The organism is Brenneria izbisi, from assembly GCF_025840185.1.
Lineage (GTDB): Bacteria > Pseudomonadota > Gammaproteobacteria > Enterobacterales > Enterobacteriaceae > Brenneria > Brenneria izbisi.
The window spans coordinates 102664-123520 of record NZ_JAMPJU010000007.1 but is presented as its reverse complement, the minus strand read 5'-3'; the positions used below and the strand labels follow the sequence as shown (position 1 = coordinate 123520).

21 protein-coding genes are annotated in these 20857 nt (G+C 51.8%); 8 read left to right on the top strand and 13 right to left on the bottom strand.

Annotated elements, in window-relative coordinates; genetic code table 11:
- Positions 1 to 54: 54 nt before the first annotated feature.
- The 5 genes from ispC to rpsB form a co-directional block, all read right to left on the bottom strand.
- Positions 55 to 1257 (bottom strand): 1-deoxy-D-xylulose-5-phosphate reductoisomerase, encoded by a 1203-nt coding sequence (ispC, locus tag NC856_RS11040; RefSeq protein ID WP_264090484.1) that lies wholly within the window; start codon positions 1255 to 1257, stop codon positions 55 to 57.
- Between the two features lie 198 nt (positions 1258 to 1455).
- Positions 1456 to 2013 (bottom strand): ribosome recycling factor, encoded by a 558-nt coding sequence (frr, locus tag NC856_RS11035; RefSeq protein ID WP_264090483.1) that lies wholly within the window; start codon positions 2011 to 2013, stop codon positions 1456 to 1458.
- 122 nt (positions 2014 to 2135) lie between these two features.
- Entirely contained in the window at positions 2136 to 2867 is a 732-nt protein-coding gene (pyrH, locus tag NC856_RS11030; protein ID WP_113865540.1) for a UMP kinase, read from the bottom strand.
- Between the two features lie 149 nt (positions 2868 to 3016).
- The gene (tsf, locus tag NC856_RS11025; protein ID WP_264090482.1) at positions 3017 to 3874 is read right to left on the bottom strand and encodes a translation elongation factor Ts; all 858 of its coding nucleotides are present in this window, start codon (positions 3872 to 3874) and stop codon (positions 3017 to 3019) included.
- 113 nt (positions 3875 to 3987) lie between these two features.
- Positions 3988 to 4713: a 30S ribosomal protein S2 gene (gene rpsB, locus NC856_RS11020; RefSeq protein WP_113865542.1), complete on the bottom strand. Its 726-nt coding sequence runs from the start codon at positions 4711 to 4713 to the stop codon at positions 3988 to 3990.
- 349 nt (positions 4714 to 5062) lie between these two features.
- Between rpsB and map the strand changes: the two genes are divergently transcribed.
- From map to NC856_RS11000, 4 genes are all read left to right on the top strand, one after another.
- Positions 5063 to 5857, top strand: a complete 795-nt coding sequence (gene map / locus NC856_RS11015; protein ID WP_264090481.1) for a type I methionyl aminopeptidase — start codon at positions 5063 to 5065, stop codon at positions 5855 to 5857.
- Positions 5858 to 5969: 112 nt separating this feature from the next.
- On the top strand, positions 5970 to 8654 hold the full coding sequence (gene glnD / locus NC856_RS11010; protein WP_264090480.1) for a bifunctional uridylyltransferase/uridylyl-removing protein GlnD: 2685 nt from the start codon (positions 5970 to 5972) through the stop codon (positions 8652 to 8654).
- A gap of 28 nt (positions 8655 to 8682) precedes the next feature.
- Positions 8683 to 9510 (top strand): 2,3,4,5-tetrahydropyridine-2,6-dicarboxylate N-succinyltransferase, encoded by an 828-nt coding sequence (dapD, locus tag NC856_RS11005; RefSeq protein ID WP_264090479.1) that lies wholly within the window; start codon positions 8683 to 8685, stop codon positions 9508 to 9510.
- A 175-nt stretch (positions 9511 to 9685) separates the two neighbouring features.
- Positions 9686 to 10075: a DUF3461 family protein gene (locus NC856_RS11000; protein WP_264090478.1), complete on the top strand. Its 390-nt coding sequence runs from the start codon at positions 9686 to 9688 to the stop codon at positions 10073 to 10075.
- A gap of 64 nt (positions 10076 to 10139) precedes the next feature.
- Here the strand turns inward: NC856_RS11000 and NC856_RS10995 are convergent, their stop codons facing one another.
- The 4 genes from NC856_RS10995 to syd form a co-directional block, all read right to left on the bottom strand.
- Positions 10140 to 10595 (bottom strand): flavodoxin, encoded by a 456-nt coding sequence (locus NC856_RS10995; protein WP_264090477.1) that lies wholly within the window; start codon positions 10593 to 10595, stop codon positions 10140 to 10142.
- Positions 10596 to 10634: 39 nt separating this feature from the next.
- A complete protein-coding gene (gene truC, locus NC856_RS10990; protein ID WP_264090476.1) occupies positions 10635 to 11420 on the bottom strand; it encodes a tRNA pseudouridine(65) synthase TruC in 786 nt (261 codons plus the stop codon).
- On the bottom strand, positions 11413 to 11799 hold the full coding sequence (locus tag NC856_RS10985) for a YqcC family protein (protein WP_264090475.1): 387 nt from the start codon (positions 11797 to 11799) through the stop codon (positions 11413 to 11415). The genes truC and NC856_RS10985 overlap by 8 nt, the downstream gene beginning before the upstream one ends.
- A 685-nt stretch (positions 11800 to 12484) precedes the next feature.
- Positions 12485 to 13033, bottom strand: a complete 549-nt coding sequence (syd, locus tag NC856_RS10980) for a SecY-interacting protein (RefSeq protein ID WP_264090474.1) — start codon at positions 13031 to 13033, stop codon at positions 12485 to 12487.
- A 70-nt stretch (positions 13034 to 13103) separates the two neighbouring features.
- On the opposite strand from syd, the gene queF reads away from it, so the two are divergent.
- The 3 genes from queF (at position 13104) to xni (ending at position 16387) form a co-directional block, all read left to right on the top strand.
- Positions 13104 to 13973, top strand: coding sequence for an NADPH-dependent 7-cyano-7-deazaguanine reductase QueF (queF, locus tag NC856_RS10975; RefSeq protein ID WP_264090473.1), 870 nt, complete (start codon positions 13104 to 13106; stop codon positions 13971 to 13973).
- Positions 13974 to 14133: 160 nt separating this feature from the next.
- Positions 14134 to 15498, top strand: coding sequence for a nucleotide 5'-monophosphate nucleosidase PpnN (gene ppnN / locus NC856_RS10970; protein ID WP_264090472.1), 1365 nt, complete (start codon positions 14134 to 14136; stop codon positions 15496 to 15498).
- Positions 15499 to 15619: 121 nt separating this feature from the next.
- Complete coding sequence (gene xni, locus NC856_RS10965; RefSeq protein WP_264090471.1) at positions 15620 to 16387, top strand: flap endonuclease Xni; 768 nt, start codon at positions 15620 to 15622, stop codon at positions 16385 to 16387.
- Positions 16388 to 16396: 9 nt separating this feature from the next.
- Here xni and rlmM read toward each other — a convergent pair whose 3' ends face one another.
- The 4 genes from rlmM to NC856_RS10945 form a co-directional block, all read right to left on the bottom strand.
- Positions 16397 to 17497, bottom strand: coding sequence for a 23S rRNA (cytidine(2498)-2'-O)-methyltransferase RlmM (gene rlmM / locus NC856_RS10960; protein WP_264090470.1), 1101 nt, complete (start codon positions 17495 to 17497; stop codon positions 16397 to 16399).
- Positions 17490 to 17885: a DUF423 domain-containing protein gene (locus NC856_RS10955; protein ID WP_264090469.1), complete on the bottom strand. Its 396-nt coding sequence runs from the start codon at positions 17883 to 17885 to the stop codon at positions 17490 to 17492. The genes rlmM and NC856_RS10955 overlap by 8 nt, the downstream gene beginning before the upstream one ends.
- A 54-nt stretch (positions 17886 to 17939) precedes the next feature.
- Positions 17940 to 18863, bottom strand: coding sequence for a transcriptional regulator GcvA (locus NC856_RS10950; protein ID WP_264090468.1), 924 nt, complete (start codon positions 18861 to 18863; stop codon positions 17940 to 17942).
- 369 nt (positions 18864 to 19232) lie between these two features.
- On the bottom strand, positions 19233 to 19454 hold the full coding sequence (locus tag NC856_RS10945; RefSeq protein WP_113865557.1) for a YgdI/YgdR family lipoprotein: 222 nt from the start codon (positions 19452 to 19454) through the stop codon (positions 19233 to 19235).
- A 184-nt stretch (positions 19455 to 19638) separates the two neighbouring features.
- Between NC856_RS10945 and csdA the strand changes: the two genes are divergently transcribed.
- Entirely contained in the window at positions 19639 to 20844 is a 1206-nt protein-coding gene (csdA, locus tag NC856_RS10940; RefSeq protein ID WP_264090467.1) for a cysteine desulfurase CsdA, read from the top strand.
- Positions 20845 to 20857: the final 13 nt, after the last annotated feature.

The following is a 20857-nucleotide window of genomic DNA, read 5'->3' as shown; positions in this document are numbered from 1 at the left end:
GCGCAGACTATACCACCTCAACCGTACATGAACAAATTGCGCCTTCCGCACACATTATCGGGCATATCCGTAATGTATAAGCGCCTGCTTCGCGGCCTCCCGCGCCCAGAGATCGATAGAAAGAACCTCATCGACACTTGCCGGCTCAGGCAATGTCAGTTGCTCAATCACATGCTGATTAATCGCAGCAATATCGGTAAAACGAACCTGCGCCTGTAAAAATGCAGCCACCGCGATTTCGTTGGCGGCGTTTAGCGCCGTCGTCGCGGCCTGCCCATGATTACAGGCGTCAATCGCCAGTTTTAAACACGGATAACGCGCATAATCCGGCGCGGAAAACGTTAGCGCGCCCAACTGACAGAAATCCAATGTCCTGGCCCCTGATGTGACACGCTCAGGGTAAGCCATCGCATGGGCAATCGGGATCCTCATATCCGGCGAACCTAACTGCGCCAACACGCTGCCATCCCGATAGCGCACCATTGAATGAATAATTGATTGGGGATGAATGATGACTTCCATTTGTTCCGCAGAGGCATTAAACAACCAGCGCGCTTCAATATACTCCAACCCCTTGTTCATCATGGTGGCGGAATCGACGGAAATCTTGCTTCCCATTGACCAGTTCGGGTGCGCACAAGCCTGATCGGGCGTCATCTCCGCCAACGCCGATATCGCCGTCTCGCGAAATGGCCCGCCGGAACCAGTCAGAACAATGCGCTCAACACCGTACTGCGCTAATGAAGCGTAGCCTAATTGCCGCTGAATTTGCTCAGGTAAACTCTGAAAAATCGCATTATGTTCACTATCTATCGGCAAAATTCTTGCGTTGCTCTGTGCGACAGCCTCAATAAACAGGCGTCCGCAGGTAACCAAAGACTCCTTGTTAGCCAGCAAAACCTGCTTGCCCGCCCGAATCGCCGCCAGTGTCGGCAACAGTCCAGCTGCGCCGACAATCGCCGCCATCACCTGATCGACATCATCCAGCGCGGCCAATTCACAAGCGGCCTGCTCGCCGGATAACACTTCAGTCCCGCATCCATGCCGCGCCAAACTCACGCGTAATTTTTTGGCGGACGCTTCATCCGCCATTGACGCGTAGGCTGGACGGAATGCCAGACATTGTTCCAGCATACGCTCGACATTGCGCCCGGCCGACAGCGCTTTAACGGCGAATTTGTCTGGGTGCGCCTGAATGACCGCCAGTGTACTGACGCCAATAGAACCAGTAGAACCAAGAATTGTCAGTTGCTTCATTGAAGTGCTCTGAATAACTGGATTTGATTACAGGACGGTACACCAATCTGAGACGATTGCCATAAGGCGTCCATATTATCAATAATAAAAGATGATTTACCGCCCAAAGGCGTCGCGTCCGATAAAAACAAAAGCGCCGCGGAAAAGGCGGAATAATAGACTCCCGCTATTCCAGCGACGCTTCTCAGGCCGATGGGATTAAAACGCCATCAGTTCCGCTTCTTTCTCTGCCAGCGCGACATCCACTTTCTTGATGAAAGCATCCGTCAATTTCTGAATCTCATCCTGAGCGCGGCGTTCTTCATCTTCGCTGATCGCTTTGTCTTTCAGTTGGGCTTTCAGTTTATCGTTGGCATCACGACGCACGTTGCGCACGGAAACACGACCTTGTTCAGCTTCGCCGCGCACCACTTTAATCAGATCCTTACGACGTTCTTCCGTCAACGGCGGCAACGGAACACGGATGACCGTACCGGCGGAAGAGGGGTTCAACCCCAAATCGGACGTCATAATCGCTTTCTCAACAGCCGGACCGAGGGTGCGATCAAAGACGGTTATCGCCAGCGTGCGGGAATCTTCCACCACGATATTGGCTAACTGGCGCAGCGGTGTGGCGCTGCCATAGTACTCGACCTGAATACCGTCAAGAATACTGGGTGATGCGCGGCCAGTACGAATTTTGCTGATCTGATTTTTGAAAACCTCTACACATTTTTCCATGCGAGTTTCAGCATCTTTTCTGATTTCATTAATCACGTTGTAACCCTTCAATACTGGTTGCCTGACAGGTCGCGCGCCGCGTGACCCGGTGAATAATTAGCGCCAGCGCAGGCTGGCGATATCTGTCAACAAAACAGGATATTACCTTATTTTCAAGGTTATCCGTTATTACTGATCAACGTCCCTTCTCTCTCACCCATGACGACTCGGCGCAGTGCGCCGGGTTTGTTCATGTTGAACACCCGGATAGGCAAATTATGATCACGCGCCAGCGTGAAAGCGGCCAGGTCCATGACTTTTAACTCACGCTCCAATACTTCCTGATAGCTTAATGTTTCATACAACGTCGCGGCAGGATCTTGCACCGGATCGGCAGAATAGACGCCATCAACTTTCGTCGCTTTCAATACGACATCGGCTTCAATTTCAATGCCGCGCAGACAGGCAGCCGAATCCGTCGTAAAAAAAGGATTCCCCGTACCCGCGGAGAAGATCACTACACGGTTATTGCGCAACAAACTGATGGCCTCAGCCCAGCTATAATTGTCACACACGCCATTGAGCGGGATAGCCGACATCAGGCGAGCGTTCACATAGGCGCGATGCAGCGCGTCACGCATCGCCAGGCCATTCATCACTGTCGCCAGCATTCCCATGTGGTCGCCTACAACACGATTCATACCCGCTTTCGCCAGACCAGCGCCACGAAACAGGTTGCCGCCGCCGATGACCACGCCGACCTGAATGCCTAACTCAACCAGTTCTTTTACTTCCTGAGCCATGCGATCCAAAATGCTCGCATCGATACCAAAACCTTCGGTTCCCTGTAAAGCTTCGCCACTCAGCTTAAGCAGGATGCGTTGATATACGGGTTTTGCATTGGTTGCCATGGTGTTCTTGTCCTACAGGCTGTCGTCGTATTGGGAATCGTTACTGTCACACTTCACGCCTTCACCACAAGGTGAACGATTAAGTGTACTGAAATTTTTTTTGGCTGGATAAAAAGGAACCGCCAACTGGCGGCCCCTTTATTTTTCGATTAAGACGGCTTACTCATTGCCGCAACTTCAGCAGCAAAGTCAACTTCAGCTTTCTCAATGCCTTCACCCACTTCAAAGCGGATGAAGCTGATTACGTCGGCATTGTGCTCTTTCAGCAGAGCGCCAACGGTTTTGCTTGGGTCCATCACGAAATGCTGACCGGTCAGAGAGATCTCACCGGTGAATTTACGCATACGACCTTCAACCATTTTCTCCGCAATTTCACGCGGCTTGCCAGACTGCATCGCGATATCCAACTGGATCTGGTGCTCACGAGCAACCACATCGGCAGGAACATCTTCAGCTTTAACGTATTCCGGTTTGCTGGCGGCGATGTGCATGGCGATGTGCTTGATCAATTCTTCATCAGCGCCTTGCGCTGCGACCATCACGCCGATACGCGCACCGTGCAGGTAAGAACCCAGCACGTCGCCTTCCTGAACCGCGATGCGACGAATATTGATGTTTTCACCAATTTTAGCCACCAGCGCGGTACGCTGTTCTTCAAATTTTGCTTTCAACACTTCAACATCGGAAATGCGATCGTTCAGAGCGGCAGCGGCGACTTCTTCACCGAATGCCTTGAAGCCGGCGTCTTTGGCGACGAAGTCGGTTTCGCAGTTCAGTTCAACGATGACGCCGTATTTGCCGTCATTAGAAATCTTAGTCAGGATAACGCCTTCAGCGGCAACGCGGCCTGCTTTCTTGGCAGCTTTCGCCTGGCCGGATTTACGCATGTTGTCGATAGCCAGTTCAATGTCGCCATTCGCTTCAACCAGCGCTTTCTTACATTCCATCATACCTGCGCCAGTACGCTCACGCAGTTCTTTTACCAGAGCAGCGGTAATTTCAGCCATTATCTTTTCCTCGTTTATCTCACGGGGAGATAAGTAAAAAAGGGGCCTTGTCAGGCCCCTCTAACCAACATATGTCAATACCTGGTTAATAAGGGCTCAATGAGCCAGCCTTATTATTCAGCTTCTACTAAGCCTTCTTCCGCTTGCACCGCCAAATCTTGAGAACGGCCTTCGCGAATGGCAGTCGATACAGCGCTCAGGTACAGGTTAACTGCACGGATTGCGTCATCGTTACCAGGGATAATGAAGTCAACGCCATCTGGATCGGAGTTGGTATCAACGATAGCGAACACCGGGATCCCCAGGTTGTTAGCTTCTTTGATTGCAATGTGTTCATGATCGGCATCAACAACGAACAGCGCGTCCGGCAGACCGCCCATATCTTTGATACCGCCCAGGCTGTTTTCCAGCTTGTCCAGTTCACGAGTGCGCATCAGCGCTTCTTTCTTGGTCAGCTTGTCGAAAGTACCATCCTGGGACTGAGTCTCCAGATCTTTCAGACGCTTGATTGACTGACGAACCGTTTTCCAGTTAGTCAGCATACCGCCCAACCAACGATGATTCACGAAAAACTGATCACAGCTGTTGGCAGCGTCTTTTACCGCTTCGCTTGCTGCGCGTTTCGTACCAACGAACAGAATTTTACCCTTGCGAGAAGCAATTTTGCTCAGTTCAGCCAGAGCATCGTTGAACATCGGTACGGTTTTCTCAAGGTTGATGATGTGCACTTTATTACGAGCACCGAAGATGAACGGCTTCATTTTCGGGTTCCAGTAACGGGTCTGGTGACCAAAGTGTGCGCCAGCCTTGAGCATATCGCGCATGGAAACAGTTGCCATGATTACCTCTATTAATTAAGTATGGGGTTATGCCTCCACATGTCCCATTGCGCCGACTCCGCAGGTCGGAAACCGTTGGAGCACCCCGGCGAACGTGCCGACATGTGTGTGTTATATACACAAAGTGAGTTTAGTCGATGCGGTCAAATATCATACAGAAATAACCAACCGGATCATCGGCGCGCTTTATACCATAATTCCCCCTGGGACACCAACTTTTGTTGTGTTCCACGCCGCCGCCCGGAATGATAATTTGGCAAGCCAATGGCTGGGCTGATAACATAAGTTATTACTTATCACCGACCTTAATTTCCTGTGGCTGGCACAGGGCTCTGCGGACAATCATTTTATGGCAATATTAATCAAAACTCCTGAAGACATCGAGAAAATGCGCGTGGCCGGACGTCTGGCCGCCGAAGTGCTGGAAATTATCGAACCTCATATTGTTCCGGGCGTGAGTACTGGGGAACTGGACAGAATCTGCCACGATCATATCGTTAATAAGCAGCAAGCCATTTCAGCGTGTCTGGGCTATCACGGTTTCCCGAAATCCGTCTGTATTTCCGTTAACGAAGTGGTTTGCCACGGTATTCCCAGCGACGAAAAAATCCTGAAAGACGGCGATATCGTCAATATCGACGTTACCGTTATCAAAAATGGCTTTCATGGCGACACATCGAAGATGTTCATTGCAGGTAAACCGACTATTCTGGGCGAACGTCTGTGCCGCATTACCCTGGAAAGTCTGTATCTGGCATTGAAAATGGTGAGACCGGGCATTCGTCTGCGCACGCTGGGAAAAGAGATCCAGAAGTTTGTTGAAGCGAATAACTTTTCCGTCGTCCGTGAATATTGCGGACACGGCATCGGCGAAGGATTCCACGAAGAACCGCAGGTCCTGCACTACGATGCGGATGACGGCGGCGTGGTGCTACAGCCTGGCATGGCGTTCACCATTGAACCGATGGTCAACGCCGGCGATTATCGCATTCGCACCATGAAAGATGGTTGGACGGTCAAAACCAAAGATCGCAGCTTGTCGGCACAATACGAGCATACGATTGTGGTCACCGAAAACGGTTGCGAGATCATGACATTGAACAAGGATGACACCATCCCCAATATCATCGTGCATCAAGGTTGATAGCGAGCCGTCGGCTTTTATGGCGGGCTATCCCAGCCCACCACGCTTCGCGCCTCAGGGCATTGAATTCGGCATTTAACTCGCTCACAGCGATTTGTTACGGGTTGCGCATATGATCCCAAAAAATCCTTCGCCAGATACGCCTGCGCAACCCAGCGTGGTTGCACAACCGCCCGCCTCGCCGTTGACTTACCGCGACGATATGCTGAACTGCCAGACGCTGAAACAGCAACTGGAACAATTTCAAAACTGGTTGGGCAGCGAATTCAAATCCGGCGTCAGCGCGGAAACGCTGATTGATGCCAGAACGCTTTTCATCGATCGCCTGCTGCAACGGTTGTGGTTCTACTACGACTTTGAAACCATCGCCCATACCGCCTTGATCGCCGTTGGTGGCTACGGACGCGGCGAATTGCATCCGCTTTCCGATATCGATGTGCTGTTTCTGAGTCAGGATAAGCTCAGCGAGCAGGAATCACAGCGCGTTGGTCAATTCATTACCCTGATGTGGGATATCAAGCTTGAAGTCGGCCACAGCGTCAGAACGTTGGAAGAGTGCCTGCAAGAAGGTCGTGCCGACATTTCCGTGGCAACCAATCTGATCGAATCCCGCATGATATGCGGCGATGTCGCCTTGTTCCTTAATCTGCAAAAACACATTTTCAGCGATACATTCTGGCCGTCATCAGACTTCTTTCCGGCCAAAATCGCCGAGCAACAGGAGCGTCACCAGCGCTACCACGGCACCAGTTACAATCTTGAGCCTGATATCAAAAGCAGCCCAGGGGGATTGCGCGACATTCATACCCTGCTGTGGGTAGCGCGCCGTCATTTTGGCGCCACCTCGCTTGATGAGATGGTCGGCTTTGGCTTTTTGACCGAAGCGGAACATAAAGAACTGAAAGAATGTCAGAGCTTTCTGTGGCGCATTCGATTCGCCCTGCATCTGTTACTGCCGCGTTACGATAACCGGTTGCTGTTCGACCGACAACTCAACGTCGCGCAATTACTTCAGTATCAGGGAGAAGGCAATGCCCCGGTCGAACGGATGATGAAAGACTTCTTCCGTATGACGCTGCGTGTCAGCGAGTTGAATCAGATGCTGCTGCAATTGTTTGATGAAGCCATTCTCGCGCTGGAAGCCAATGAAAAGCCGCGTATGATCGATGAAGAGTTTCAACTGCGCGGCAATCTGATCGATCTGCGTGATGAGACGCTGTTCATCCACAAGCCGGAAGCTATTATGCGCATGTTTTACCTGATGGTGCGCAACCGCGATATTACAGGGATTTACTCGACCACGGTGCGTCAGCTTCGTCATGCCCGTCGCCACCTCGCCAGCCCACTCTGCGCCATTCCTGAGGCCCGGCATCTGTTTATGAACATGCTGCGCCATCCCTATGCCGTGAGCCGTGCGCTGCTGCCCATGCATCGTCACAGCGTTCTGTCGGCCTACACGCCGTTGTGGGGAAATATCGTCGGGCAGATGCAGTTTGATTTATTCCATGCCTACACCGTTGACGAACACACCATCCGGGTGCTGCTGAAACTGGAAAGCTTCGCCGATGAGGAAACGCGTCCGCACCATCCGCTATGCGTGGAACTCTACCCGCGTTTGCCTCAGCCCGAATTGCTGCTGCTTGCCGCATTGTTTCACGATATCGCCAAAGGACGCGGCGGCGATCACTCAGAACTTGGCGCACAAGATGTGTTCGAATTCGCTGCGTTGCACGGTTTGAACTCACGGGAAGCCCAACTGGTTTCCTGGCTGGTGCGCTGCCACCTGCTCATGTCGGTTACCGCACAGCGTCGGGACATCCAAGACCCCACCGTCATTCAGCAATTCGCCACCGAAGTGCAAAGCGAAACCCGTCTGCGTTATCTGGTTAGCCTGACCGTCGCGGATATCTGTGCGACCAATGAAACCCTGTGGAACAGTTGGAAGCAAAGCCTGTTGCGTGAGCTCTATTTCGCCACGGAAAAACAGTTGCGCCGGGGAATGCAAAATACGCCGGACCTGCGTGAACGCGTGCGTCACCATCGTCTGCAAGCGTTGGCGTTGCTGCGGATGGACAACATTGATGAAGAAGCGCTGCATCATATCTGGAGCCGCTGCCGCGCCGATTACTTCCTGCGTCATACGCCCAACCAACTGGCGTGGCATGCCCGTCATCTGCTGGAGCACGATGTTAATAAACCGCTGGTGCTTATCAGTCACCAGGCAAGTCGCGGCGGTACGGAGATCTTCATCTGGAGCCCGGACAGACCTTACCTGTTCGCAGCCGTGGCCGGAGAACTGGATCGCCGCAATTTGAGCGTGCACGATGCCCAGATTTTTACCAGTCGGGACGGCATGGCGATGGATACCTTTATCGTGCTGGAGCCAGACGGCAGCCCGCTGGCGCGGGATCGTCACGAGATGATCCGCCATGCGTTGGAGCAAGCGCTGACGCAGCGTGATTATCAGCACCCGCGCGGGCGTCGTCCTTCGCCGAAGTTACGTCATTTCAGCGTCCCGACCGAAGTCAATTTTTTGCCTACGCATACCGATCGACGCAGCTATGTGGAGCTCATCGCACTTGATCAGCCAGGTCTGCTGGCGCGTATCGGTGAAATTTTCGCCGATATGAACCTCTCCTTGCACGGCGCCCGCATTTCCACCATTGGCGAGCGGGTAGAAGATTTATTTATCCTCGCCGACAAAGACCGACGGGCCCTCAAACCGGAATTGCGCCTTAAATTGCAAGAACGGTTGACAGAGGCCCTGAACCCAAACGATAAAGTACCATTGAGTTAATTTTCACTATCAGGAAAGAGAAAACAGGATGCACCAACAACTACAAAACGTTATCGAAACTGCTTTCGAGCGCCGCGCCGAGATCACCCCGGCAAGCGCAGACACGGTCACGCGCGAAGCCGTCAATCAGGTTATCGGCCTGCTGGATAGCGGCGCGTTGCGTGTCGCGGAAAAAATTGACGGCCAGTGGGTCACGCATCAGTGGCTGAAAAAGGCTGTGCTGCTCTCTTTCCGCATTAATGATAATCAGATGATGGAAGGCACGGAAACACGCTACTACGATAAAGTCCCGATGAAATTCGCTGATTATGATGCGGAACGTTTTCAACGCGAAGGTTTCCGCGTTGTACCGCCAGCCAGTGTACGTCAGGGCGCCTTTATCGCACGTAATACGGTACTGATGCCCTCTTATGTCAATATCGGCGCTTATGTTGATGAAGGCACCATGGTCGATACCTGGGCCACTGTCGGTTCCTGCGCCCAGATTGGTAAAAACGTTCACCTGTCAGGCGGCGTCGGTATTGGCGGTGTTCTGGAACCGCTGCAAGCCAACCCGACCATCATCGAAGACAACTGCTTCATCGGCGCCCGTTCTGAAGTCGTTGAAGGGGTGATCGTCGAAGAAGGTTCGGTTATCTCTATGGGCGTGTTCATCGGCCAGAGCACCAAGATTTATGATCGTGAAACAGGCGAAGTTCATTACGGTCGAGTCCCTGCCGGCTCGGTGGTGGTGTCCGGCAACCTGCCGTCCAAAGATGGCAGTTACAGCCTGTATTGCGCCGTGATTGTGAAGAAAGTGGATGCGAAAACCCGCGGTAAAGTGGGCATTAACGAGTTATTGCGCACCATTGACTAAATGGCATCTGGCGGGTTATTTAACCCGCCATTTTTTTTACGGCGGTTCAAATAGGGTGGGCTGTCACAGATGGAACGGATCGTTTATCAGTAAAATAAACTGAGTTATCTAAAAACCACTATTTTAAAAACCACGATTTTAGAAACTACTATTTTAAAAATAACGAGGTGGCACTATGTATGACAATCTGAAAAGCCTGGGGATCACCAATCCCGACGATATCGATCGCTATAGCTTGCGCCAGGAGGCCAGCAACGACATTCTGAAAATATACTTCCACAAGGACAAAGGGGAATTCTTCGCCAAGAGCGTAAAGTTTAAGTATCCGCGTCAGCGCAAAACCATCATGGCCGACAACTCAGGGCAGGGTTATAAAGAGATCAACGAAATCAGCCCTAATTTACGTTATGTGATTGATGAACTCGATCAAATCTGCCGACACGAACAAGTGGAAGTGGATTTGAAGCGCAAGATCCTTGACGATCTGCGCCACCTTGAAAGTGTGGTTTCCAACAAAATCGCCGAGATTGAGGCCGATTTGGAAAAACTGACCAAAAATCGCTAACTGTGTTTTACTCGCCTTGCTGAGAAAACGGGAGCCGCTCGCTCCCGTTTTTCATCTCACTGCATCACTGCGCTTCCACCATCCCCGCCCACTGTTCAACCCACGGGCAGGAGAGCACTTCCGGTTCAGGACTTTCGATAACATCAATGTCCAGAACATCACCCAGGCGTTTGGCGCCGATATCCTGCAACAGTTCATCAAACTGATGACCGCCGCCACAAAAATTTTCATAGCTGCTATCGCCCAGAGCGATCAATCCATAGCGCAAGTCGGGCTGATAACCGCCTTTCTCGCGCAACGCCACATACAGAGGCGCGATAGAGTCCGGCAACTGCCCTTGTCCCGTGGTCGACGTCACCACCAGCGCATAGTGCCCACGGTAATCAAGCCATTGCTCCAGCAAGGCATCCTCAAAAATCTTCACCTCATGCCCACGCTCTCTGAGGATATTCTCCGCTTCTTCAGCTACCAGAAGTGCATTCCCGTAGACTGTACCGACAAAAATACCAATCTGCGCCATGCTTCCCACTCCCTTTTTATTCAACGCGCGGTTTATTGACTACTGAATCAAACGCCCGCTATCCTGACCTGATGCGTCGGGAAACTCAACCCTTTCAACGTCAGGGAGAATACCCTGCCAACCAAACTGCGACATCACGCCTTGCCAGGGCGCATCCCAACGGGCTTGCAAAGTCAGCTGCTCCCCACTCACCGGATGAGGCAAGTTCAGTTGGCTGGCATGCAACATCAATCTGCCGCAGGCAAAATGCGCCGCCATCCCACGGTTCTGACGTAGATCGCCATGCGCGCTGTCCCCGATAATCGGATGACGAATATGCGAAAGATGACGACGCAACTGATGCTTGCGCCCGGTTTGCGGGGTCAATTCCAGCAGGCTGTAACGTGATGTTGGATAACGGCCTATCGGCACGGGCATTTCCGTCTGCGCCAACACGCGATAATAGCTGACCGCCGGTTGAGGCGCCTTATCAGGGGCAGCGAATTTATCCGCAATTTTATCCAGTTCTTCCGTCAGAGGATAATCAATCACTCCGTCATCCGCTATATAGCCACGCACCACCGCATGATAGATTTTCCGCATCCGATGCTGTTCAAACTGCTGAGACAATGAACGCGCCACCTCGCTGGACAACGCCAGCAACAGTACGCCGGATGTCGGGCGATCCAGACGATGAACCGTATAAACATGCTGTCCGATCTGATCGCGCAAGGTCTGCATCACCACCACTTTTTCTTTACGATCCAACCAACTGCGGTGCACCAGCCAACCAGCAGGCTTGTTGATCGCGACCAGATGCTCATCCTGATAAATGATCTCAAGCATTGCGGTTTTCATCTGCACGAGGCGTTTCATCGTCATCCATATCAAAGCCATCTTGCGCATGCTGGATGAACAGCGCATCAAGTTGTCCGATATAGCGTAAAACCGGTTCGACCTCTTCTGGCGCGCCATCCAGCGCTTCTTCAAAATAAGGCAATAGCGAGAATTTTTCAGGTAGCGGCGCGGCGCTATCCAGCAAGGCGTGCATACGCGGCAACAGCACCCACTGAAGCCATTGGGCTGCCGGCATGGTATCCACGCAGAAAGGTTCAACGCTGTTAAAAGCAGCGGTTTGCGGCGGCGATAGTTCCCAGAAAGGGCTGTCTCTTAAGGCACGTTCAAGATCAAATAAAGCCTGACGAACCTGATTCTCTATACTCATGCGGTTTCTCACGACGGAAGCCAGTTCAATTGGCGGCAAAGCATAGCATTGATATCAGTCTCGCCCAATATTCGCGCTTTAGCGTGGCGGCGGCGCGAAAAAAAGTAAAAAAACGGGGGTACTGATCACTCAGTACCCCCTATTCGTTTTATAGCTATCCCGCTACACTTTTGCATCCCTGCTCATCCATGAAAACTTTTCCTTGATGGTCTTCCTAACCTGCCATCCATGCTGTCGTCCAACTTTCTTCCTGACTTATCCATCCTTGTATATCATCCATGATCCAATCCTTTTAGGCTCCTGCCCCACCAACGCTCCTAATCGGCTCTCAATCTCCGTCCTGGAGGTGTCCATGATTTCATCCTGAAAACGGGTTTCTTCCTGAAAGAAAGCGGCAAACCAAATACAAGATGAATGGACCGCCGACTACTATGGTAACCGTAACACTCAATGTAACCGGTTACCAAATTAAGTAATAAGATGTATTAATTGTTAGTATTCAGCAAGAGGTAACTGACAGTCTTTATCGATTAGCCTACAAAAAAAATGAAAAGCTTAAAGATAATTATCTGATTAATAGTATAAAAATTAAAATGAAATTGAACTTTCATATAAAAGATGAGAGATATCGCACAGGAAATGTGAGAGATCTCTTACATAACTAAAAGTAAAACCTGATTAATCATTAACGTATTTGCGGACAAAGCGCACAAAGAAATTCGGCCAGCGTCGGCGCCACTACCTGATTTCGCTTCGTACCAAACTCTTCCAGCAGAACCTGCCCGGAAACGTTGCACAGGGAGAGCATCGTCATTTCAGAATCGGTGGTGGCTAAAAATAGCGTCGGCGATAATTTCAGACGTTTCTGAGTCAATAAATGCCCGATCAGATTTTCCTGCATGCGGATGAAATCGTCTTCACTCCAGACTTGTAACAAGGTATATGAACGCGAATCGAATTGCGCCGTCATATCCCCCGCATATTGCGCGGTGTAAAACGCATGAATATCCGGGTGCAGACTGATATCCAATGCTCGCTCCACGCCTTCCAGCGCGCCAGCGGGTAAAAACGGCTGCGGCAGCCAGTAAACCGTCTCTTCCCCGGTTTCGGTAATGCAGGGCGAAGGCACGCCATATAATGCGTCACTGGCTGGCGGATGGCCGGTTTCCCGCTGCCAGAGATCGACATAACGCCGGGTAAATGCCGCCAATGCCTGGGTGACGCCACAATCCATAATTTTTCTCATCATTCTGTTAGTCAGGTTACACTACTCACCATGATATCTTTTTACATCAGGTAACGGCATGTCCATCTATGACAAGCATCAGGCCCTGAGCGCACTGACGCTGGGTAAACCCACACCTTATCACGATCGTTACGATGCGGGACTGTTGCAACCGGTGCCGCGCAGCCTCAACCGCGAGCCACTCGGTATTTTCCCGGATAGTTTGCCATTCCATGGCGCCGATATCTGGACACTCTACGAACTTTCCTGGCTCAACCCCAACGGCGTGCCTCAAGTGGCCGTTGGTGAAATGCATCTGGATGCGAATAGCCTGAATCTGATTGAGTCTAAAAGCTTTAAACTTTATCTCAACAGTTTTAACCAGACCCACTTTGCCAATTGGGAGGCGGTTCGCACGACCTTGATAAACGATCTCGGTCAATGCGCGCAAGGCCGGGTCAGCGTCGCACTGTTTAAGCTCAGCGAACTGGAAGGTCAGCCAATCGCCGGATTTGCAGGGGAATGTATCGACGATCAGGATATCCACATCGATAGCTACGCGTTTAACGCGGATTATCTGGCCGCTGATTCACAGGGTGAGCGTCCGTCGGCGCAAGCGAGTCAGATCGTCGAAGAGACGCTGGTCAGCCACTTGTTGAAATCCAACTGTCTTATTACCCATCAACCCGATTGGGGCTCGGTGCAGATCCGCTATCGAGGAAAGCGCATTAACCGGGAAGCGCTGCTGCGCTACATCGTGTCGTTCCGCCATCATAATGAATTTCATGAGCAATGCGTGGAGCGTATTTTTAACGACCTGATGCGTTATTACCAACCGGAAACACTCAGCGTCTATGCCCGTTACACGCGTCGGGGCGGGTTGGATATCAATCCGTGGCGCAGCAACGGTGCGTTTATCGTCTCGAATGGGCGGTTGCCGCGTCAATAATTGCGAAACGTTACGCAATATGATGTTTTTCCCCACCGCCATGATTGGAAAAAATGATGGCAGCACGTTAAGGTGAAGTCACGGGAAAGCCAGAGTATTTGTCCCGGCTCATTTAAGCCATCGACGAAATGGCGGATTACACTGCGTTCAAGGAGTAAAATTGATTACACATATCAGCCCATTAGGGTCTATGGATTTGTTATCGCAGTTGGAAGTGGACATGCTGAAAAGCACAGCCAGCAGCGATCTCTACCGTTTGTTCCGTAATTGTTCCCTCGCCGTCTTAAACTCAGGCAGCCAGACAGACAACAGTAAGGAACTGCTTTCGCGCTTTGAAAACTTTGACATCAACGTGCTGCGGCGCGAACGCGGCGTGAAACTGGAGTTGATCAACCCGCCGGAAGAAGCCTTTGTGGACGGCTACCTCATTCGTTCATTACAGGCCAATCTGTTTGCCGTGCTACGCGATATTCTGTTTGTTAACGGAGAGATTACCACCGCGGGCCGCTATCAGAATCTGAATCTGGAAAACTCAGCGCACATCACTAATCTGGTATTTTCCATTTTACGTAATGCCCGTTCCCTGCATGTCGGCGAAGAGCCGAATATGGTGGTGTGCTGGGGCGGTCATTCCATCAACGAAACCGAATATCTGTATGCCCGTAAAGTCGGCAGCCAGCTTGGTCTGCGTGAACTGAATATCTGCACTGGTTGCGGCCCCGGCGCAATGGAAGCGCCGATGAAAGGCGCCGCTGTCGGACACGCGCAGCAACGCTACAAAGATGGCCGGTTTATCGGAATGACGGAGCCCTCCATTATTGCGGCCGAGCCGCCGAATCCGCTGGTGAATGAACTGATTATCATGCCGGATATTGAAAAACGCCTGGAAGCGTTTGTACGTATCGGTCACGGCATCATCATTTTCCCCGGCGGGGTGGGAACCGCGGAAGAGTTCCTTTATCTGTTGGGCATTATGATGAACCCGGAAAACAGCGAGCAAGTGCTGCCGATTATCCTGACTGGCCCGCAAGAAAGCGCCGATTATTTCCGCGTACTGGACGAATTTATTGTCGGCACGTTGGGACGTCAGGCCCGACGCTACTACTCCATCATCATTAATGACGCCGCGGAAGTGGCGCACCAAATGAAGAAATCGATGCCGCTGGTCAAAGAAAGCCGCAGACACACGGGCGATGCCTATAGCTTTAACTGGTCACTGCGGATTGCACCCGATTTGCAGATGCCTTTTGAGCCCACACATGAAAACATGGCTAACCTGAATCTGCATCTCGATCAGCCGGCGGAAGAACTGGCAGCAGCGTTGCGCCGGGCGTTTTCAGGCATCGTGGCGGGGAACGTCAAGGAAGTAGGGATCAAGGCAATAGAGGATCAAGGGCCTTATAAGATCCACGGCGATACCGCGCTCATGAAGAGCATGGACAAACTGTTACAGGGATTTGTCGCGCAACAACGCATGAAGCTTCCCGGCAGCGCATACATTCCTTGCTACGAGATTTGCGCTTAAGGCAACTGCGCCTCTAGCGGCGTAGAGCAATCAGGTGGGCTTTTAAAACGCGCAATCCGATTCATCATTACCAATGGGGAAGGCTGCCTTCCCCCCTACAACCGCCATCAGGAAGTTCGCTATGCCTGTCCATCTGCTGATTGTCGATGCGCTTAATTTGATCCGCCGCATTCATGCGGTACAAGGTTCTCCGTGCGTACCGGCCAGCCAACATGCATTGCAGCAATTATTGCAACACAGCCAGCCGACCCACGCCGTTGCGGTCTTTGACGACGAAGAGCGCGAGACCAGTTGGCGACATCAGATTTTACCTGACTACAAAGCCGGACGTCCCCCAATGCCGGAGGATCTCAAACAGGAACTGCCGCAGATCAAAGCCGCGTTTGCCGAAATGGGTGTCGCAAGTTGGCACTCGCCGGGCAATGAAGCCGACGATCTGGCCGCGACATTGGCAACCAAGGTGGCGGCTTCCGGGCATCAGGCGACAATCGTATCAACGGATAAAGGCTATTGTCAGCTACTGGCGCCAACCATCCAGATCCGTGATTACTTTCAGAAACGCTGGTTGGATTTGCCTTTCGTTGAGCAGGCGTTTGGCGTATTGCCGCAACAGCTTACCGATTATTGGGGACTGGCGGGCATCAGCAGCAGCAAGATCCCAGGCGTCAGCGGTATCGGCCCCAAAAGCGCCGTACAGTTATTGCAACAGGCGGGTAGTCTGGAAACGTTGTATCAGGATCTGGCGAGCGTATCGGAGAAATGGCGAAATAAGCTTGAACAACAACGAGAGATGGCGTTTATCAGCCGTCGAGTCTCAACTCTCAGCACCGATCTGGCGCTGAATGGCAATCTGCAACAGTTACGGTTGCCGCTGACAGATCGCCCCTGAAAACATATTCTAGCGCTCGTCGCGGCGTCCCGGCACCGCGGCCCAGAAGCGCCGCGCATGCACCGTTACTTCTTCACGATCGTGGTATAACTGTTTGGCGCGCACCTGTGCATTGATGCCGCTCTGGACCAGCCGTTCGTTAAGCAAAGCCAGATTCTGCGATACTTCCTCATAACGCTTTTTCATCGGCAATTTCAGGTTGAATATCGCCTCGCGGCACCAGCCTTTTACCAGCCAGTCGGCAACCAGACTGGTGACCTTGGCCGGTTTTTCCACCATGTCGCACACCAACCAGTAAACGTTGCTACGCGGCGGTTCAAAACGAAAGCCGTCGGCCTGATGATGCATAACTTGTCCGGTGTCCATCAAACTGGGCGCCATCGGGCCATTATCCACGGCGTGTACCATCATGGCGCGTTTCACCAGTTGATAAGTCCAGCCACCGGGACATGCGCCCAAATCAACCGCATACATTCCGCTGGCAAGCCGCTCATCCCACTCATCCGCCGGGATGAAAACATGGAAAGCTTCTTCCAGTTTCAACGTCGAGCGGCTGGGCGCATCTGACGGAAACTTCAGACGTGGAATCCCCATATAGAACGGTGAATGGTTAAAGCTGTAAGAGTAGCCGACATAACAGCAACCGGGCGCGATAAACAGCACATGCAACACAGGCCGATCAGCTTTCTCATACCCTAACAGGATCTTGTTCTCGCGCAGCGCCGCACGCAACGGCACGGTAAACTTGCGGCAGAACTTCATCAGTTCCTTGCTTTCATTGGTGTCCGGGACTTCGACGCGCAATTCGCCCGCGCCCTCAATCGCCCCTGTCAGCATGCCGACAATCGGCGTAATACGATCTTCCGGCGGCAGGTCGCGCAGCAACTCACCGCTAACGAACATCTGACGCGCGAAAATCAGTTCATGAAACGGCAATTCTTTTATCAGTCGCTCAGCATCCTCATGCTGATAGCATTCAAAGATCACATAGCCGCTGTTTTCTTTTACTCTGGCAAAACCATAAGCATTATAGTGCGTTGCTTTTTCCGTTATTTCCGCCGCACACTCTTTTTCAAATCCCGGACGACAGTACAAAATAACTTTATTCATGGCGTTCAGCCTTTCTCTTCAGGCGCAATGCGCCAACCAACATTAATAACCAGCCAACCAGAAAACAGAATCCGCCAATCGGCGTGACATAAACCCAAAGCTTCAGATGCGAAAGCGCCAGACAGTATAAACTGCCGCTGAACAACACAGTTCCCAGAGCCAGAAAGACGCTACTCCAGTAAAACCAGAGATTAGTGCGCTGATACATGGCGACAGACAATGCCAGAATAGCCAGCGTATGAAATGCCTGATATTGCAACCCGGTTTGCAACCAGGCGAGTTCGGTCGGTCCCAGGGTTTTGCTTAACACATGGCTGCCAAATGCCCCCAGCGCAACAAAAACAAAACCGCTGACGGCGGAAAACACCAGCATGAAACGACTATTCATCGTTGTTATCCAATAAAATCATCTGTGAATATCTGAGGCGCAATAACCTTCGCCTCAACGTGTAGTGTTATCATAGCGGAAACGAAATTTTTCCTGCTCGCTGGCTGCACGAGCCAGGATCCAGTGCCGGAAGGCGGCTATTTTACCCAGTTCTGCCTGACTGTCATGACATACCAGATAAAAAGCATTTTTACTGACCAAAACATCGTTGAACGGACAGACCAGCCGCCCGGCCTCAATTTCGGTCTGCGCCATGACATTATTGGCCAGCGCTACGCCCTGACCGTGGATGGCCGCCTGGAGCACCATCGCACTATGACTGAAAATCGGCCCCTGCTGGACATTAATCTGCACGCCAAGCTGACGTGTATAAGCCAGCCAGTCGCGGCGCGACGCATCATGCAGTAAGGTGTGCGCAGCCAAATCGTTCGGGGTTTTCAACGGATGATTGCCCGTCAACAACACCGGCGAACAGACCGGCAACAGATATTCGGCATACAATTTTTCTACTCGCAACCCCGGCCAGTTGCCACGGCCATAAAAAATGGCGACGTCCACATCATCCGATAGCCGGTCTTCATCCCGATCAACCGCCTGGATCCGCACATCAATCCCCGGATAGTCGGAATTAAAACTCGACAACCGGGGAACCAGCCAGTGAATGGCAAAACTGGGAAGCAGGCTGACCGTCAGCGCGCCTTTGGCGCTGCGCGATTGCAATTTTCGCGTGGCTTCATTAAGCGATGAGAAGATTTCCTTAATATCAAGATAATAACTTTGACCTTCTTCCGTCAGCAGCAGCGAACGGTTGCGGCGGCGAAACAACTTAAGCCCCAGAAAATCCTCAAGCGACTTGATCTGATGACTGACCGCGGCCTGGGTAACGAACAACTCCTCCGCCGCTTTGGTGAAACTGAGGTGACGGGCGGCGGCATCAAATACACGCAAAGCATTAAGGGGAGGCAGACGTTTTGACATGGGTGAAATTCTTTTATTTACCGGTAAATAGCACGGTTAATCCGTGTATTTAACTATTAGTTTTTATAATCCGAGGCATTATAATTTGTCCGTTGAGGATGTACCAGCAAATACCTATATTAACGCAACTTCCTGAGCCGGAACGAAAAGTGCGGAGGGGTGACCTGAGGTGCTTTTGGCTTGTGGTTGTGATGTTGTGTTTGCTATTTAATGTCTGCCTTTTCAGACGCGGTAGCGAGTCTACCTTATTTCACTTATTGTACAATTACCCTGTCTGTCCATAGTGATTTTTATATGTAGCACCGCGATCGCGGTGCTTTTTTTATACCTGAATTTTATTTGCGCATATTATGATGGCGACGATCACAATTACTTCGCTTCAACCATCTCCCGCACATTATCACGGCTGATTTGCTGATTCTGACCATAAGCATCGGTATAACTGATCATACCGGTTTCATTATCCACTTTAGGCTTACCATCAGCGACGATAGTGCGTCCGTCATTGGTATGCATGACGTAATTACTGGAACAGCCTGCCAGAGAAAAGGCCAATACAACAGCGGCGAAAATAGAGATTTTATTCTTCATCGTTAACTCCATGTGAATTAAAATGTCTTTTTGTTGACCCTATACATCAGGAAATACTGAAACTTAACATTTTAAAGCTTAGCAAGCTTTCACCACTTTTCCATAAAGTCGTATTAAGCATAGTCTTAAACTTGTTTCCCCCGGCAAAATGGGACAGGATCTGGCTCCCCAAAAGAGGACGATCATGACACTGTTTAACGCCACAATGTTCCGCCAGCAATTCCCCGCGCTCAGGGATGCCGCCGTCTATCTGGACAGCGCGGCTACTACCCTGAAACCACAGACTGTCATTGATACCGTACAGCAGTTTTACAGCACGGAAAACGCGACGGTTCACCGCAGTCAGCATCAGGCTGCGCGGGCGCTGACGCAACGTTTTGAGTATACGCGGGAGCAGGTGGCGACTCTTCTGCATGCGCAAGATCCTCGCGCCATCGTCTGGACGAAAGGCGCCACGGAAGCGATCAATCTGGTTGCCCAAAGCTATGCCCGCCCGCGTCTGCAACCGGGTGACGAAATCATTGTCAGCGAAACGGAACACCATGCCAATTTGATTCCCTGGTTGATGGTGGCGCAACAGACCGGCGCACGTGTAATAAAACTGCCCATCGGCGCGGATTGGTTACCGGATATCACTCAGCTTGCCGATTTACTGACGCCGAAAACCCGGCTGCTGGCATTGGGCCAGATGTCCAATGTCACGGGCGGTCAGCCCGATCTGGCAAAAGCCATTCAGCTTGCCCATCAATACGGCGCGGTGGTTATGGTCGATGGCGCACAAGGCATGGCGCACTGCCCGCCTGACGTTCAGGCGCTGGATATTGATTTTTATGCGTTTTCCGCACATAAGCTGTATGCGCCGACCGGGTTGGGCGTGCTATATGGGAAAACCGCACTGCTGGAGCAGATGGCCCCCTGGCACGGCGGCGGCAAGATGATGAGCCATGTCTCTTTTGACGGATTTACGCCGCAGGCGATCCCTTATCGATTTGAAGCCGGTACGCCGCATATCGCCGGGGTACTTGGTTTGTCTGCGGCCATAGAGTGGTTGTCAAAACTGGACTGGCCGGGCGCGGAGCAACACAGCCAGGATCTGGCGGGACTTGCAGAAGCACGGTTAGCGCGGTTCCCAGGCTTTCGTAGTTTCCGCTGTGCTGACGCCAGTCTGTTGTCCTTCGAGTTCGCGGGCGTCCATCATAGCGATCTGGTAACGTTGCTGGCGGAAAGCGGCATCGCGCTGCGAGCAGGCCATCATTGCGCGCAACCGTTGATGGCGGCATTGGGCATCAACGGCACGCTACGCGCCTCATTCGCGCCATATAATAACGAGCAGGATGTTGCCTCGCTCGTCACGGCGATGGGCAATGCGCTTAAACTTCTTGCAGATTAACGGACATCACTGT

What these genes read in the sequence shown, in the direction of transcription:
- NC856_RS10995 (WP_264090477.1), bottom strand. Translation starts at nt 10,595, where the DNA reads ATGGCGCAGATTGGTATTTTTGTCGGTACAGTCTACGGGAATGCACTT.
- truC (WP_264090476.1), bottom strand. Translation starts at nt 11,420, where the DNA reads ATGCTTGAGATCATTTATCAGGATGAGCATCTGGTCGCGATCAACAAG.
- rlmM (WP_264090470.1), bottom strand. Translation starts at nt 17,497, where the DNA reads ATGAATAAAGTTATTTTGTACTGTCGTCCGGGATTTGAAAAAGAGTGT.
- NC856_RS10955 (WP_264090469.1), bottom strand. Translation starts at nt 17,885, where the DNA reads ATGAATAGTCGTTTCATGCTGGTGTTTTCCGCCGTCAGCGGTTTTGTT.
- xni (WP_264090471.1), top strand. Translation starts at nt 15,620, where the DNA reads ATGCCTGTCCATCTGCTGATTGTCGATGCGCTTAATTTGATCCGCCGC.
- rpsB (WP_113865542.1), bottom strand. Translation starts at nt 4,713, where the DNA reads ATGGCAACTGTTTCCATGCGCGATATGCTCAAGGCTGGCGCACACTTT.
- glnD (WP_264090480.1), top strand. Translation starts at nt 5,970, where the DNA reads ATGATCCCAAAAAATCCTTCGCCAGATACGCCTGCGCAACCCAGCGTG.
- syd (WP_264090474.1), bottom strand. Translation starts at nt 13,033, where the DNA reads ATGGATTGTGGCGTCACCCAGGCATTGGCGGCATTTACCCGGCGTTAT.
- dapD (WP_264090479.1), top strand. Translation starts at nt 8,683, where the DNA reads ATGCACCAACAACTACAAAACGTTATCGAAACTGCTTTCGAGCGCCGC.
- NC856_RS10985 (WP_264090475.1), bottom strand. Translation starts at nt 11,799, where the DNA reads ATGAGTATAGAGAATCAGGTTCGTCAGGCTTTATTTGATCTTGAACGT.
- ispC (WP_264090484.1), bottom strand. Translation starts at nt 1,257, where the DNA reads ATGAAGCAACTGACAATTCTTGGTTCTACTGGTTCTATTGGCGTCAGT.
- map (WP_264090481.1), top strand. Translation starts at nt 5,063, where the DNA reads ATGGCAATATTAATCAAAACTCCTGAAGACATCGAGAAAATGCGCGTG.
- NC856_RS11000 (WP_264090478.1), top strand. Translation starts at nt 9,686, where the DNA reads ATGTATGACAATCTGAAAAGCCTGGGGATCACCAATCCCGACGATATC.
- pyrH (WP_113865540.1), bottom strand. Translation starts at nt 2,867, where the DNA reads ATGGCAACCAATGCAAAACCCGTATATCAACGCATCCTGCTTAAGCTG.
- csdA (WP_264090467.1), top strand. Translation starts at nt 19,639, where the DNA reads ATGACACTGTTTAACGCCACAATGTTCCGCCAGCAATTCCCCGCGCTC.
- NC856_RS10945 (WP_113865557.1), bottom strand. Translation starts at nt 19,454, where the DNA reads ATGAAGAATAAAATCTCTATTTTCGCCGCTGTTGTATTGGCCTTTTCT.
- tsf (WP_264090482.1), bottom strand. Translation starts at nt 3,874, where the DNA reads ATGGCTGAAATTACCGCTGCTCTGGTAAAAGAACTGCGTGAGCGTACT.
- NC856_RS10950 (WP_264090468.1), bottom strand. Translation starts at nt 18,863, where the DNA reads ATGTCAAAACGTCTGCCTCCCCTTAATGCTTTGCGTGTATTTGATGCC.
- queF (WP_264090473.1), top strand. Translation starts at nt 13,104, where the DNA reads ATGTCCATCTATGACAAGCATCAGGCCCTGAGCGCACTGACGCTGGGT.